The organism is Siphonobacter sp. BAB-5385, assembly GCF_002261125.1.
Taxonomy (GTDB): domain Bacteria; phylum Bacteroidota; class Bacteroidia; order Cytophagales; family Spirosomataceae; genus Siphonobacter.
The window spans coordinates 53,827-69,318 of record NZ_NMPS01000214.1 but is presented as its reverse complement, the minus strand read 5'-3'; the positions used below and the strand labels follow the sequence as shown (position 1 = coordinate 69,318).

The 15,492-nt window shown below is 47.8% G+C and carries 15 protein-coding genes and 1 pseudogene; 2 read left to right on the top strand and 14 right to left on the bottom strand.

The features are described 5' to 3' along the window. Positions 1-31: 31 nt before the first annotated feature. The 3 genes from BWI93_RS22375 to BWI93_RS22365 form a co-directional block, all read right to left on the bottom strand. Positions 32-979 (bottom strand): sialate O-acetylesterase, encoded by a 948-nt coding sequence (locus BWI93_RS22375; protein ID WP_176454299.1) that lies wholly within the window; start codon positions 977-979, stop codon positions 32-34. A gap of 132 nt (positions 980-1,111) precedes the next feature. Next, positions 1,112-1,513, bottom strand: coding sequence for a DUF2809 domain-containing protein (locus BWI93_RS22370; protein WP_217902316.1), 402 nt, complete (start codon positions 1,511-1,513; stop codon positions 1,112-1,114). Next, positions 1,510-1,746 carry a DUF3820 family protein gene (locus tag BWI93_RS22365; RefSeq protein ID WP_094815400.1) on the bottom strand — a complete coding sequence of 79 codons (237 nt, stop codon included), beginning with the start codon at positions 1,744-1,746 and terminating at the stop codon, positions 1,510-1,512. Before BWI93_RS22365 ends, BWI93_RS22370 begins: the two co-directional genes overlap by 4 nt. 360 nt (positions 1,747-2,106) lie before the next feature. Between BWI93_RS22365 and BWI93_RS22360 the strand changes: the two genes are divergently transcribed. Then, complete coding sequence (locus tag BWI93_RS22360) at positions 2,107-2,712, top strand: pseudouridine synthase (RefSeq protein WP_094815398.1); 606 nt, start codon at positions 2,107-2,109, stop codon at positions 2,710-2,712. A 48-nt stretch (positions 2,713-2,760) separates the two neighbouring features. Here the strand turns inward: BWI93_RS22360 and BWI93_RS22355 are convergent, their stop codons facing one another. After that, a complete protein-coding gene (locus tag BWI93_RS22355) occupies positions 2,761-5,286 on the bottom strand; it encodes an ATP-dependent Clp protease ATP-binding subunit (protein ID WP_094815396.1) in 2,526 nt (841 codons plus the stop codon). A gap of 95 nt (positions 5,287-5,381) precedes the next feature. After that, complete coding sequence (locus BWI93_RS22350) at positions 5,382-6,050, bottom strand: WbqC family protein (RefSeq protein WP_094815394.1); 669 nt, start codon at positions 6,048-6,050, stop codon at positions 5,382-5,384. Between the two features lie 119 nt (positions 6,051-6,169). On the opposite strand from BWI93_RS22350, the pseudogene BWI93_RS29770 reads away from it, so the two are divergent. Then, positions 6,170-7,044, top strand: a pseudogene (locus tag BWI93_RS29770) (lysophospholipid acyltransferase family protein). A 55-nt stretch (positions 7,045-7,099) separates the two neighbouring features. Here BWI93_RS29770 and BWI93_RS22335 read toward each other — a convergent pair. From BWI93_RS22335 to BWI93_RS22295, 9 genes are all read right to left on the bottom strand, one after another. Then, positions 7,100-7,717, bottom strand: a complete 618-nt coding sequence (locus BWI93_RS22335; protein WP_094815388.1) for an L-threonylcarbamoyladenylate synthase — start codon at positions 7,715-7,717, stop codon at positions 7,100-7,102. A 28-nt stretch (positions 7,718-7,745) separates the two neighbouring features. Then, a complete protein-coding gene (locus BWI93_RS22330) occupies positions 7,746-8,699 on the bottom strand; it encodes a glycosyltransferase (RefSeq protein ID WP_094815386.1) in 954 nt (317 codons plus the stop codon). Between the two features lie 11 nt (positions 8,700-8,710). Beyond that, a complete protein-coding gene (locus BWI93_RS22325) occupies positions 8,711-9,628 on the bottom strand; it encodes a YihY/virulence factor BrkB family protein (protein ID WP_233207769.1) in 918 nt (305 codons plus the stop codon). Between the two features lie 59 nt (positions 9,629-9,687). Next, a complete protein-coding gene (locus BWI93_RS22320) occupies positions 9,688-10,104 on the bottom strand; it encodes a thioesterase family protein (protein ID WP_094815384.1) in 417 nt (138 codons plus the stop codon). Between the two features lie 66 nt (positions 10,105-10,170). Beyond that, positions 10,171-11,211 carry an endolytic transglycosylase MltG gene (gene mltG, locus BWI93_RS22315; protein WP_094815382.1) on the bottom strand — a complete coding sequence of 347 codons (1,041 nt, stop codon included), beginning with the start codon at positions 11,209-11,211 and terminating at the stop codon, positions 10,171-10,173. A gap of 13 nt (positions 11,212-11,224) precedes the next feature. Continuing rightward, a complete protein-coding gene (locus BWI93_RS22310) occupies positions 11,225-12,322 on the bottom strand; it encodes an Ldh family oxidoreductase (protein ID WP_094815380.1) in 1,098 nt (365 codons plus the stop codon). A gap of 85 nt (positions 12,323-12,407) precedes the next feature. Beyond that, positions 12,408-13,259 carry a 5'-methylthioadenosine/adenosylhomocysteine nucleosidase gene (locus tag BWI93_RS22305; protein ID WP_094815378.1) on the bottom strand — a complete coding sequence of 284 codons (852 nt, stop codon included), beginning with the start codon at positions 13,257-13,259 and terminating at the stop codon, positions 12,408-12,410. Between the two features lie 12 nt (positions 13,260-13,271). Then, complete coding sequence (locus BWI93_RS22300; RefSeq protein ID WP_233207770.1) at positions 13,272-14,552, bottom strand: NCS2 family permease; 1,281 nt, start codon at positions 14,550-14,552, stop codon at positions 13,272-13,274. Positions 14,553-14,607: 55 nt separating this feature from the next. Continuing rightward, entirely contained in the window at positions 14,608-15,189 is a 582-nt protein-coding gene (locus BWI93_RS22295; protein WP_094815374.1) for a Crp/Fnr family transcriptional regulator, read from the bottom strand. Positions 15,190-15,492 lie beyond the last annotated feature (303 nt).

Genomic DNA, 15,492 nt, shown 5'->3' with positions numbered 1-15,492 from the left:
TGAATTACACTGGCCCGGCTGGAGACCTGGGTTACCCCTGAAGGATACAGCGATGCCGGGCAATCATCCAGGAAACGTTTTTTCCACCCAGGTCAGACCTCGATTTATCAATTACGGTCTTGATCTGATTATAGTAGGTCTGAGCGGCGGTTCCATTCAAGCCATCCCATTCGCCCTGATGCCACAAAACAGAACGTACGCCCGTCAGATTTGTATAATATTGTAAGGAAATCCGTAAGTTGGCATAGGGCATACCCGCCGGCATGGGGGTCTTATCAGCAAAGGGGAAATAGGTTGTTTTGCCCTGAGCACTCTCGGCCCAGTTGTAAGCTCCTGTGGCAGAGTAGGCTGAATTAATAAACAGGACGGGTACGTTAAGACGAGCCGTTAACAAATCACCCAAATGCCCCCAATGCCAGGCCGTTTGCCCGTACGGAGCATACAATTCATTCTGGGTCATTTTTTTAAAGACCGGAAAAGCTGAACCGGGGTCCTGATTACTCTCACCGTTATTGCTGAAATTGGAAATAACATTGATCCGATCATCTTGCGGGGCGGGCGAATCATTTTGTTCGGTTCGTCCCTGAGCGTTCGACTGCCCAGCAATCACAAACACCTCTCCTACCCCAACGCGTTCGAGCGTAGTGCTCTCCAGAACGTTGCCCCCTGACAGGGCCCGAACTTCCACATTATACCAGCCACCACTTACGAAGACTGTTCCCTGGAAGTTACCGCTACCTGCGGCTATTGGCGTCCAATTGGTGGTCACGCCGCCGTTCCGGGCGACAAAACGAGCTTCAATCCGTTCGGCATTATTGCTGAAACTACCCGCTACCGTGACATTAGCCGAATTGCCATTGTTGCGTTGAAAAACAATGCGTTCAACGGGGAAAGTAATTTTTAATTGACTAAAAGCCGAGGTTGAAAACGCTAGACAGCAAAGGGAAAGGCCATACTTAAAAATAGATTTTAATGTCATAGCATAGTGCCTATTCATGTACACAATGGTTGTTAATCTGGGAATAAAAACTCGTAAATATAAAAATCAAGAGAAACGCTAAACCTTAATCCTAGGGAGAAACCCGTATTTTGGCAGATTGTTTAAGATTATTTAACAAACGGTCTGTCCGGTTGACGACTCCTTAGAGCCGGTAAATAAATACTGTTTTACGAACACAACTCCGGTAATTCCCAGCGTATAAGCGATCAAATCCGTATACAGAAAGCCTTGGCCTAACAGGAGCTTCCCTGGCAGTGTCGACCGGAGTTGTACGAGCCAGGAAGCTTGCCAAAGCTGACTGAATTCAACGGCATAGCTGATCAGTAAAGCAACCAGGGCCAGTCGAAAGGTTCTAGCTTCTGGAATTAGCAGGTGCAGTCCCCAGAATACCGCTACGGCCCACAGTGCATCTCCCGTAGCCAGAGGCACAAAGGATAAACGCCTGCCAATCAGACCTAACGTGATGGTTATGAGCAATAAAACCAGGTACGCTGCCCGACTAGATTTAATCATCGCTGAAAAGTCTGGGCTTCGTTTAATAAATACTCAAGTCCATTGAGCTTAATTTCGTAAAGGGACTGAAGCAATACGCCCAACCTGCCTTCCGGAAAGCCCTTGCGGGCAAACCACTCCAGGTAAGAGACAGGCAACTGTCTGAGGAGCTGCCCCTTGTGCTTTCCATAAGGCATCCGATAGGTTAGCAGTTGTTGAAATAACTGGGCATTTGCTTGAGGTAATTCTTCCATGGAATGAGTCGTACTTTTATTTAATTCAGGGAACAGGAATACTCGCTTTTAAACTTTTGTCTTCGCTTATTTCAGGTATTGGTAAATCGCGATTGAGCGACTTTTGCGGAAATGATAAAAATTATAGTTTAGCTAGTTTTTATGAATCTAAAAAGCGTTTGTATCACGGGTTCATCTTCTTTGCAACGCTACTATTTATGTGTTTATACGGTTAAAGACACCAATCTTTAAAACTTAGTTGGACCCCGGCTCTCCGTTAAAAAAGTTTTCAAAAAATGACTTATTTTCTCTAACTTCATCACTAAGTACAAACATCTAATTAGTTAATCCAGCAGCCTGATCACCAGCTGGTATGTATCTATGAGCAACCACCGCTATTTCATTGTTAATAAACCTTTTCAAATGCTATCTCAGTTTACAGGAACGGAATCTTTGCCTATGCTGGGTGAATTGGATTACGATTTTCCTGAGGGTACGCATTGCATTGGCCGACTGGACAGTACTTCAGAAGGTCTCTTAGTATTGACGACCAATAAACAGGTGACCCGCTTACTTTTTGACAGCCAAACGCCGCACCAACGCCAGTATCTGGTACAGGTCTACAAGCACGTGAGTCCGGCCACATTGCATCAATTACGAACCGGTGTGCCCATTCCGATTTCCGGAGCTTTACATTATATCACGGAGCCTTGTGAAGTATCCATTGTAGAAAAACCAACCGATCTCTTTGAAAGCGGTTGGTCTTACCCTGACGACCGTCCCCATACGTGGCTACTCATTTCGTTGACAGAGGGAAAATTCCGTCAAATCCGCAAGATGTTAAAAGCGGTTCGTCATCATTGCCAGCGGTTAATCCGGGTAGCTATTGAAGACTTAACTTTAGGTGATTTGCAGCCGGGTCAGGTACGGGAAATTCCCGAAGCCGAGTTTTTCGCCAAACTCAGAATTCCCTACCCTCATTCATAAAAAAAAGGAGCGGCTTTCACCGCTCCTTTTTGTATACTACCTATACTTCTATTCTTCTGTAATCGTTTCTGGCTTTTTCGCCGTGATGGTCAATGTTTCACTGGTTCCATCGTGGTCAGCCAGTAGAATATCGCCTTCGGCTAAATCACCTTTCAGGATTTCCTCCGCTACGGGATCTTCCAGATAACGCTGGATGGCCCGGTTCAGCGGACGAGCACCGTACTGCGGATCGTAACCTTTCTTGGCCAGAAAGTCTTTAGCAGCTTCCGTCAGCTCAACGCGGTATCCCAACGTGGTAATACGAGCGAAGAGTTTGCCTAACATCAGTTCGATGATCCGGTGCAGGTGTTCGCGTTCGAGTGAGTTAAACACAATCACATCATCCAGACGGTTCAGAAACTCCGGTGAGAACGCTTTACGCAAGGCATTCTGAATGGTGCTTTTTACGGCTTCATCCTGACCTTCTACCCGCGTTTTAGTGGCGAAACCGATACCCGTACCGAAGTCTTTCAGATCACGTGCTCCGATGTTCGAAGTCATGATAATGATTGTATTCCGGAAGTCAACCCGACGACCCAATCCATCCGTCAGAATACCGTCATCCAGTACCTGAAGCAGAATGTTGAATACATCCGGGTGAGCTTTTTCGATCTCATCCAGCAGTACAACGGAATAGGGTTTGCGACGAATTTTCTCCGTCAGCTGACCGCCTTCTTCGTAACCCACGTATCCCGGAGGAGCTCCGACCAGACGGCTTACGCTGAATTTCTCCATGTACTCCGACATGTCAATCCGCACCAGCGAATCATCTTTATCGAAAAGGTGGGAAGCCAGCACTTTCGCTAACTCTGTTTTACCCACGCCCGTAGGACCCAGGAAGATGAAAGAACCAATCGGTTTCTTCGGATCTTTCAGACCTACCCGCGTACGCTGGATAGCTTTCGCCAGTTTTTCAATGGCTGATTCCTGACCAATTACTTTACCTTTCAGGTCTTCCGCCAGCGTCAGCAGTTTTTTACCTTCATCTGTCGAAACGCTACGCACGGGAATGCCCGTCATCATTGCTACTACTTCGGCTACATTGTCTTCCGTAACCGTATAGCGACGCGTTTTGGTATCTTCTTCCCAGCGTTGTTTCGCCCGGTCGAGTTGTTCGAGTAATTTCTTCTCCCGATCCCGCAGTTGAGCCGCTTCCTCGTATTTCTGCGATTTTACGACCTGATTTTTCTGCTTTTTGACTTCTTCAACGGCTTCTTCCAGTTGAATAATGTCTTCGGGTACCGAGATATTATTGATGTGTACGCGAGCACCTACTTCGTCCAGTACGTCAATGGCTTTGTCAGGCAGGAAACGGTCAGAGATATAACGTTCTGACAATTTCACAGCGGCTTCCAGAGCTTCCGGTGTGTAATTTACGTGGTGGTGATCTTCGTATTTATCTTTAATGTTATTCAGAATCTCAACCGTTTCTTCAATGCTGGTGGCATCTACCATCACCATCTGGAACCGACGGGCCAAGGCACCATCTTTCTCGATGTATTGACGATACTCGTCCAGCGTAGTAGCACCAATGCATTGAATATCACCGCGAGCCAGTGCGGGTTTGAACATGTTCGAGGCGTCCAGCGAGCCTGAAGCTCCACCGGCTCCCACGATCGTGTGAATCTCATCAATGAAGAGAATCACCTCGGGCGATTTTTCCAGCTCGTTCATCACGGCCTTCATCCGCTCTTCGAACTGACCGCGGTATTTGGTACCAGCCACCAGCGAAGCCAGATCCAGCGTTACGACACGTTTGCCAAACAGGACACGGCTCACTTTCTTCTGAACAATCCGGAGGGCCAGCCCTTCAGCGATGGCTGTTTTACCAACGCCGGGCTCACCGATCAGAATCGGGTTGTTCTTCTTACGACGGGAAAGAATCTGAGCGACCCGCTCAATTTCTTTCTCACGACCCACGATGGGATCAAGTTTGCCTAATTCGGCCAGCTTGGTAAGATCACGGCCGAAATTATCCAGTACAGGTGTACGGGATTTTTCTGCACCCGGCTTACCGGACTCACTACGAGGGCTGGAACCGAACATGCGGCTGTCTTCATCATTGTCGTCCGTATCCGGGCCGGCATTGATATTCGGGTTCGATTGATATTCCAGCATTTCCTTAACGATTTCGTAGTTGACGTTAAACTTATGGAGAATCTGAGTCGCAATGTTGTCCTCATCCCGAAGGATAGCCAACAGTACGTGTTCAGTGCCAATCAACTGGGTTTTGAAGACTTTCGCCTCCAAATGGGTCATTTTAAGAACTTTCTCGGACTGACGAGTCAAAGGAATATTGGCCATGTTCCGAACGCTATGCGTCGCCGTACCCTTCGTAGCTTGCTCGATAGTCATGCGTAACTCATCGAGGTTGATACTTAATTTTTTCAACAGGGCCACGGCTACGCCTTCGCCTTCACGGATCATACCCAAAAGCAAATGCTCTGTCCCGATGTAATCATGTCCAAGTCGCAGAGCTTCCTCTCTACTCAGGGAGATGACTTCCTTCACGCGGTTTGAAAATTTTGCTTCCATACTTAAGGTTTAGCGTGCTTCTATTAACCAGCTAACGCCGGAAGAACAGCTATTGTTCAATTTAGGATCAGAATCTCTACTAAAATTGTCGGGAATTACACGTCCAGTGAAGAATCAGCGGTTGTATAGTGGGCTGAAGCGTTAAGAATGCTTAAGGCTTCGTTTCCCTGACAGAATAATAAATCGAGAATACTTAAATTGGGAAAAAACTGTTCCCCAAAATTTTGCCGGTAGGGTATCGGTTTATAAAACGGTCGCTCCTGATAACTTATTTTAGGCGTAATCAGGCCTCTAGCATCAAAAACTTCCTTTTCGTACCCTTTCTCATACTGGCTGGTGTAGTCAAAATTGGTTTTCAATCGTAACAGTTCCCGACAAACTGTCAGCATTTCCAGATTCAGATCGAACAAAAAGTCAGGTTTGCGATCATATATCCGTTTGAAGCGTTCTTCGAAGTATTCAAAGAAAGGCGTTTTCCGATACGCTGACTCAATAGCTCCCCAGTGTCGTTTCACCCAGGGTTGCCGGTAATCAATCCGAATATCCCGAATGAACGTCTTCTGCTGGCTTCTCCCTTCGAGTATCGGAACTACCAAGGTGTCGATTCCCTGACTGGTTAGAATTTGACAGCGATTCCGAAAGGTCTGTTTCTGAAAATGTTCATGGCTTTCAAGCAGGATCGTGTCAAAGGATGCTCCACACGTCCAAAATTCCAGACCTGGCAAATACTGTAATTCTATAACTAAACGCTTACTTTCTGACATTTGTACTTAAGGATCACTTTTTTAAAGAAACGAAAAAGATGTCAAGTATCAAATTATTTTTTAATTTTTGTAGTTAGATAGTTACTACATGTATCTTTTTGAATCTATTGATTGCATAAATGGTATTTTTCCAAGTCATATCCCGATTACCCCTCACCGTACTGTATTGGTTTTCTGATTTTTTATTTGTACTGATTTACTACGTTTTCGGCTATCGTAAACAAGTAGTATTAGGAAATTTAGCAGCAGCATTCCCCGAGAAATCAGAGGCTGAGCGGCAGGCAATCGCTAAAAAGTTCTTTCGTAACTTCTGCGATCTGATGGTAGAAACGGTGAAATCGCTGACTATCTCACGGGAGTCTATTGCCCGTCGGATGAAATTAGAAAATTCCGAGGTTCTGCACAGTCTCATCCATCAGAAAAAACGGTGTTTGTGATGCTGGGGCATCAGATGAACTGGGAGTGGATTTCCCTGAGTATTGCCAACGATGGAATTCCGGCAGATGTGATCTACAAGCCGCTCTCCAATTCCTTTTTTGAGCGTTTCATGCTGGCCATTCGTTCCCGCTTTGGCATCAAGCCCGTCTCGATGCATACGATTTTGCGGGATATGATTACGCGGAGAAACGAACCCCGTGTCATTGGTACCCTGGCGGATCAGGCTCCGCACCATCCGGATTCGGCGTACTGGTCCACCTTCTTTCATCAGGAAACTGATTTTTTTACGGGTACCGAGAAATTAGCCCGTAAGTTCAACACTCCATTGGTCTTTGGCAAAATCAGAAAAATCAAGCGAGGCCATTACAGCTTTCACCTTGAACTGATTGCCGAACCCTCCTATCAGGATATTGAGTCGGGTCTGCTGACGGAACATTACGTTCGCTGGCTGGAAACTATGTTACGGGAACAGCCTGAACTTTGGCTCTGGTCGCACAAACGCTGGAAACACAAACGCGAAACGCACCCGACCGAAGACGAAATGGTACTGGCTTAGCTTTATATAAAAAGGGACTGATTTGAATCAGTCCCCTTTTTATAGGTAGAAGGTTTTATTCCCACTCCCCTAAACCCTGACGGATCACTTCAAAATCATTGTCCGTCGCATCCACAATCGTAGAGGGAATCAGTCCACCCGGACCCCCATCAATGACCAGATCAACCTTGTGCTGAAACTGGTGAAAAATTTCTTCGGGATCGGTTGGGTATTCCATAAAATCATCATCAGATTTAATGGAAGTCGTCACAATGGGATGCCCCAGCTGACTAACGATTTCCCGGGTAATGGCATGATCAGGAATCCGGATACCAATTGTTTTCTTTCGGGGATTCAAGGTTCGGGGCAACTGCGTATTGGCCGTGAGTACGAAGGTGTACGGGCCCGGCAGTATTTTCTTCATCGTTTTGAAGGCAACATCCGAAACCTTGGCATAGTCAGAAATGTGACTCAAATCATTACAGATGATAGAAAAATCACTCTTATCGGGTTTAATTCCTTTCACCTGAGCGATCCGTTCGATGGTCCGGGCGTTGTGAATATCGCCACCCATACCATATACGGTATCGGTTGGGTAAATAACGATTCCGCCCTGACGGAGCACTTCCAGTACCCGGGCAATTTTACGGGGCTCGGGATTGATGGGATGAATAGACAGAAATTCAGCAGGCATATGGATTCGGGATAAAAGGTTACCGTGCTTATCGTCGCAGTTTTTGATAGGTTCGGTACACCTGATAAAACGGAATTTTTAACTGACACGCCCACGCAATTGCTTGCAGGGACGAAGGCAACGGTTTGAATCGTCGGTATAAGGCCGCGTACTGAGCTCCCAGTGCATAGTGTTCCAGGAAAAAACATTGCCGAAGGCCATTTCGCAACCGAATGAGCAGAGCCGTAATTTCCTCTGGCGTTTGGACCAGAACAGCGGCTTTTTCGCATACCTTCCAGGTGGACTCCATCTGCTGCGTACGCCGAAGTTGCTGCTGCTTCGAATGCGAACCTTTCACCTGCCGATACCCTACCCAGCATTCATCCTTGAAACCATATTTCCAGCGGCGGGACGCTCGGACCAGGAAGTCAAAATCTTCGTAAAGCAGACTTTCATCGTAACCGTCCAGAGCCTCGTACACCGACCGGCGGGTCATGGCCGTTACTGTCAAAATGGGCGTGCCAGCCAGCACTGCTGCAAACACATCTCCGCAAGGAACGTGCTGCAAACGCTTTCCCTGAGCCGTACGCTTATACCAGGTTCCCAGCTTTTTGCCCGTTTCGTTAATCAGTACAGCATCACCGAAAATGGCCCCATATTCTTCGGAAAGCGTTTCAAAATAAGCTACCTGCTTGGCAATCGTATCGGGAAAAAGTACATCATCCGCCGCCAGATCCACTATGTATTTGCCTTTTGCCAGGGCTAATCCCTGGTTGAAACTCCGGCATACGCCCCGGTTATCGCAGTTTTGAATGAACTGATCCTGCGGCCGTAACACCCCTTCTATTATGGATACGCTACGGTCTTTACTGAAATCATCGACAACGATTAACTCAAGGGCCGGGTATGTTTGCCTAAACACGGATTGCAGGCATTCCGCTACAAAACGTTCGTGGTTATAACACAGACAGATAATTGAAACCAGGGGCTGCTTCCTACCCATTTGAAGTACAGTTATTCAGTTTCTTCCTGCTTGGAGGCATCGTCCAGGCTCTGATTGACCTCAAAGCCCAAAATCAGTACCAGAGCCACCAGATACAGCCAGATCATTAAAGCCACCAGCGTACCCACCGCTCCGTACAATCGGTTATAGCTGGCAAAATTCGAAAGATAGTAGGAAAATCCCTGCGTAATCAGAATGATCAACAGGGAGGCGGTGACCGAACCCGCATTGAAGAATCGCCAGCGTTTATGTAAAGCCGGAGCAATGTAGTATATGATGGAAACGGCCATAAACAAAACGACGAAAACAGTCAGGTAACTAATGCCCTCAACAAACGAATATGTAGAATCGACATTGATCAAACGACGCTCGACTAAAATATCTACCGCAATTCGTCCGATAATGAGTACACCCACGGCCACCAGTAGTACCACTGCCAGGAGCACCGTCAATAAGATGGAGATCAGTCGGGTTTTGATAAAGCCGCGATCGTCCTGCGTACGCTGGGTGATATTGAAGGCCCGCATGAGGGCAATCATGCCATTGGTTGCCGAAAACAGGGCAAACAGAAAACCGAACGACAATACGCCGCTTCGTTTTCGGCTCACAATGTCTTCAATGGTAGGCAGTACTTCTTTATAGATTCCCCGAGGCATTGCCTCCGACAGAAAGGCCATAATCTGATCATCCAGCCCCGCAATTGGAATATAAGGAATCAGGGTAAAGAGGAAAATTACCGCCGGAAAAAGAGCCAGGGTAAAACTGTAGGCAACCGCCGTCGCCCGCTGGTCAATGTCAAACTGCAGGACATTGGCAAACAGTACCCGAAGCAGGTGATACAAAGAAAAACTTCTTCGCCGAATGCGTACATTTCTTAAGAAGGTCTGTACGCGTTGCAGGGGCTTATGTTTACGGGAAAATTTCGCCATTGATGCTTCTTGATACAACTTCTGGAGTGGGCTAGGAAATTGACTACGCTTTAGTTTACCTACTCTTCTTTAAAGTAAGGCTGCAATTTATCCAAAAAGTCGACGGGAGCCATGATGGGCCGATTCGTTTCCCGGTTGATAAAAACCAGCGTTACCTCACCGGTATTCAATAGCACATCTGATTCATTGAGCAACTCGAAGTGAAAGATGATGCGGGCCCCGGGCCGTTGCTCAATACGCGTCCGAATGGTAAGCAGTTCGTCATAACGGGCCGGTTTTAAATACCGCGTTTTCATTTCATAAACGGGCATCATCACACCCGACTCTTCCAGAACCTTATAGGCAAAACCTAAACTACGCAACGCTTCCACGCGGCCAATTTCATAAAGCCGGGCGTAATTGCCGTAGTACATATATCCCATCTGATCCGTATCGGCGTAACAGACCCGGTACGTGTGCTCATGTTGAAAAGCCATTCACTGGATAAAATTAAATGCGGGCGATGATTCATCGACGAATCATCCGCCCGCAGGATACTTGGTTTATTTTTTGATTCCTAGCTGATTTAACGCTTCCTGGTAGAGTTTGGCGTTGCGTAGGTGATCTTCGTAGGTAACCGCAAAAATGTGGTAGCCATTCAGTTTCGGACTCGCACAGAAATACAGGTAATCGTGCTTTTCCCGGTTCAGTACGGCATCGATCGACGACGGTTCAGGCAGGTTGATCGGCCCCGGCGGCAAACCCGTGTTGATGTAGGTATTGTACGGAGATTTGTACAGCAATTGATTGTGTAACAGACGTTTGATACCAAAATCACCGATGGCGTAGATAACGGTCGGGTCCGCCCGCAAGGGCTCCGATATCGCCAGACGGTTCAGATACACACCCGCGACCCGTGGTTTTTCATCCTTCTTTTTCGTTTCTGCCTCTACGATACTCGCCAGCGTAATCACCTCTACGGGAGATAAACCCACCGCCTTGGCTTTGGCTTTGCGATCATCCGTCCAGAATTTGTCGTACTCCGACTTCATCCGACCCATCAGTTTCTGCGGTGTTGTATTCCAATACACCTCGTAGGTATTAGGCAAAAACATGCAGAGAATGGTTTCGGGAGTAAAGCCATAAAACCGGCAAACCTCAGGATCATTCAGCATGCGTTTGAATTCGGTGGAGTCAAACTCGAACCTGGTTCCAATTTTCTCAACCAGATCCTGCTTCAAACGGACGTTATTAAAAGTAAGTTTTACGGCCGTCTGATTGCCCGAACGTAAGGCTTTAATCACCTCGTAATTGCCCGCACTCGGTTTGATTCGGTACCGACCCGGCTTCACGTGATCGGGGTACTTGAGAACCTTTGACAGAAAGCGGAAATACATTTCGTTGTTTACCATTTTATTGGCTTTCAACGAATCAATAACCGTTTCGAAACGAGCTGATTTACTGGGAATTAACAAATAGAAATCCCGGTCTTTCTCCGTATTCAGATTGGCCGTGTAAAAAATTTGCCAGAGGTAAAAGGAAACAATCGGAGCCAGAATGGATACGATGATGATAAAGTATTTGAAGAATTTATTACGAACCATGGGTCGAAATAGGTTACACGCTAGGAGAATTATTCATTTCGCCGGGAAAGGCTACGCCAAAACGTTCGCCCAGGCTTTTTAAATCAGCGATTACAGGAGTTAGTACCGGAATTCCTTCCGTCCGACGAATGGCTTCCATTTCCCGCTCCGGATCGCCTGGGATGCGTACACTTTCCCCGTTCAGTCCTTCCGCCGAGCGGAATCTACGAATCCATTGGTCCAAATGGGTTTTAAATTCATCCGCTGGTCGGAACGCATCCACCCGCATGGCCCCCAAGAAATGCCCCGTCCCAATACCTACGCCTTCTTCCGCAGCCATGAACCCAGCCGTAGCAAAGGGAGGCACCCAGGGTCCGTAGTTGGCTCCGGAAAGGACGCCCGAAAATAAATCGACCATCGCCCCCAGTCCGTAGCCTTTATGACTGCCGTGTTCCCGATCACCCCCCAGCGGTAGCAGGGCTCCGCCCTTCCGTACGGCATTGGCATCGGTAGTGGGCTGACCTTCGGCGTCCTGTACCCAACCGGTGGGCGTATCCAGATTTTTCCGCTGGAGAATTTCCAGTTTGCCGTAAGCGGCCGTTGTAGTGGCCATATCCAGCAAAAAGGGAGGTTCTTCCTTGGCGGGCATGGCTACACAGATGGGGTTCGTTCCGAGAAGGCGTTCTTTCGAAAAGGTCGGCGTAACCAGCGGCCCGGCGTGCGTCATGGACCAGCCGATCATGTCCCGTTCCAGGGCCATGGAGGCATGATAACCGGCAATACCGAAGTGATTGGAATTGCGTACCGCGACCCAGCCCGTCCCTACCTTGTCGGCTTTTTCCATCGCAATTTCCATCGCTCTGGGAGCTACAACGAGTCCTAGGCCCGCGTCGCCATCCAGAACAGCCGTAGAAGGCGTTTCATGGACGATCCGCATCTGGGGTTTCGGATTCAGACGACCGTGATCCATCAGCCGGACGTAACCGGACAACCGGGCCACGCCGTGGGAATCAATGCCGCGTAGGTCGGCAGAAACCAGTACGTTAGCCGCCAGCGTAGCTTCGGATTCGGGGCAACCCATGGCTAGAAAAATATCCCGAACGAAGGCATTAAGTAATCGATGATCAATCATTCACACGTACAATCACGGCCAGCGTGACTTATTTTTTCGGTACAAAAATATCAGTTGAAGGTCAGAATGGAAAAAGATTGAGGGATCACTTCAGGCGTTCGAGCAAGGCTTTTACCAAAGCCGCCGAGTTTCGGGCCGCAATCGGTCCGTAGGTATGCATGTCTACTGAAGCCGAATGGTTGGCATTATCCGAAAGACTGCGAATGATCAGAAAGGGTACGCGTTGCTGCCAGCAAATCTGACTGACGGCCGCCCCTTCCATCTCGATGGCATCGGTCTGCATGGTCCGACGGATGTGTAGACTGGCGGAATCAGAGGCCATAAAAACGTCCCCCGTTACGACGGTACCGCTGTAAATGGTCGGTTGGTAAGTCCCCACTTTTTCCAGCTTTACTTTCGGAATTACGACCCCTGCTACGAGTAACAACGATGAGTCAGCCGGGAAATACAGCGGGTTTTCCTGAAAATTATACGGATTACGCGTGGGTCGAACGATCATTCCCTCTTTCAGTACGCGACCGTAATCGTGGTAGGCCACTTTGGTGGCCATTACGATATCTCCGGGCTGATATTTTGGATTCAGGCCGCCGGCGATTCCCGTGAAAATCACTTCGCGGGGCCGGAAATGTTCCAACAGTAACGTCGTGGTCAACGCAGCGTTTACCTTTCCGATCCCACCCTGCACCAATACAATTTTCCGACCTTCCAAACTACCCGTGTAGAACGTCAATCCTTCGATGTGTTGTTCACGACGACCTTTTATTTCTTTTTTAAGCACTTCTACTTCATCAGCGAAAGCACCCATAATCGCCGTCAGATTACTACTTTTTCGGGGGAATCTGGTTTGAGCGTCCGGCGTAGTGGAATAGGTAAGCTGAGCAGAAAGATTAAAACAGATTCCGAGCAAACCTACGAGTACGAGTGTACAAATTTTCATGAAGTAAGGAGCTTATTCTACGATCAAGGCGACCACGCACAGAGCAATGATGCACCAAAACGCCAAAGGTAATTCACGAAACTTACCACTGGCTGCTTTTAGCACCGCATAACTTAAAAAGCCCCAAATGATTCCTTGCGTAATGCTATAGCTAAAGGGAATGAGTACCATGGCCAGAAAAGCGGGTACCGCTTCCTCCCACTCGTCCCAAGGAATTCGGGTAACCGTTTTCATCATAAGCACCCCCACCAGCACCAGCGAGGGGGCCGTAGCCACGGAAGGTACCATGCTCAACAAGGGCGATAAAAACAGACAGGGCAGAAAACAGAACGCTGCCGTAATGGCGGTCAATCCGGTACGTCCTCCGGCTTCAATACCAACCGCAGACTCGACATAAGCCGTACCGGGACTCGTACCGACCAGACCCGCCAGCGTAGTCGATACCGCATCAGTGAGTAAAGATTCTTTCAGCATCAGCGGCTCTCCGTCGGCATCCAGCCGGCCCGTGGCTTCCGCCAGGCCTACAAAGGTGCTCAGGCTGTCGAACAGATCGGTAAATACAAAGGCAAAGATGACGGGTGCCAGCGACCAGCTCAGGGAACCTTTCAGATCAAGCTGAAGCAGCAGGCTAAAATCCGGGGCGGCTACTACTCCCTGCCAGTTGACCAGTCGCGGACTGTCATCCAGCCGACCGGGTAACAAAGCAAGTAATGTGGTCAGTACGATTCCCCAGAGCAGGGCTCCGTGTACTTTCTTCTGAATAAGAACCGCGGTCAGAAACAGACCTATCAGAAAGGTACAGACGGCGGGCGTCAGTGGTCCGATGCTAATCATCGTTGCCGGATTAGCAATCACAAATTTCGCATTACCGAATCCAATCAGGGTAATGAACAGTCCAATGCCCGCCGCGATACCGTATCGCAAGGACTTGGGGATTGTTTTAATGAGTAAGACGCGTACGTTAAACAGCGAAATGATCAGGAAGAAGACGCCCGACCAGAATACGGCACCCAAAGCCGTGGGTACGGGAACTTTCATACCCTGCACGACGGTAAACGTAAAAAACGCGTTGAGACCCATGCCTGGAGCCACCACATAAGGGCTTTTGGCATACAGACCCATCATCAGGCTACAGAAGAAGCAAACCAGCACGGTAGCGGTTAATACACCCGAGAAGGGCATTCCGGCGAGGGATAAAACGGAGGGATTTACTACCACGATATACGCTGTGGCCAGAAAACTGGTGACGCCGGCTAGTAATTCAGTACGAATAGAAATGGGGACATGATCCATAGATTTCATGTCCCCAATTTCCATCAAAAAAGATCAAAATGCGAATCTTTTCTAATTAAAGATATTTACGCAGACGACTCAGGGACTCAGGGGTAACGCCCAGGTAGGAGGCTAAATGGTACTGCGGAACACGTTGAATCAGCGAGGGATGATCCTGTAACAGGCGTAGGTAACGGCGGGCCGCATTGTCAGCAATCTGTGAATCAATACGTCCTTCCATATCCTGGATGGTACGCTCCAGCATCATCATGGAGAAACGTTGATACGCCAGGGATTCTTCAAAAAGAGCCTTGCGACGTTCACTGTTCATGACCAGCAAGGTAGAATCCTCCAGGGCCTGTACGGTGTAGGGACTCAGGCGATGAGCAGAGTATCCTGTTACACTCGTTACAAACGAATTTTCATCCTTTAAAAACAAGGTAACTTCTTTGCCTTTATCCGTACGAAAAACCCGCATCACACCTTCGATGATAAAAGCGACTTCATCGATGTGATCTCCTTGGTGAATAAAATAGTCTCCTTTCTTAAACGTGCGTGTTTCGTACGCACCGTTAATAGACTGCACATCCTCATTAGACAGCTCGACATATCGCCGGATGTAGGACAATAAGGGCTGGGTGATCGTTTCAGAGAGCATAATTTTCAGGAAATATGTAACGGCGGTTTAATTAGGGGCTAAAGTAAGAAATTTTCTTAGATTTTACACATTTAAACCGCTTTCAAAAAGTGACTTTCTACTTATTTTTTAAACATTTCATACGTGTATCACACTTCTATAACTGTAGATCTACCTTATACTATACGTTTTTTCGTAAAAAGTTAATTATTGAGCTTCACTAGCTAATAATTAGGGGATACTCTTGAGAAATGTAGATTAGATGTATAGTTAAACAATCAGACCGTTCTAACTAATACAGTAAGAACTTGCAGCAGATCAATT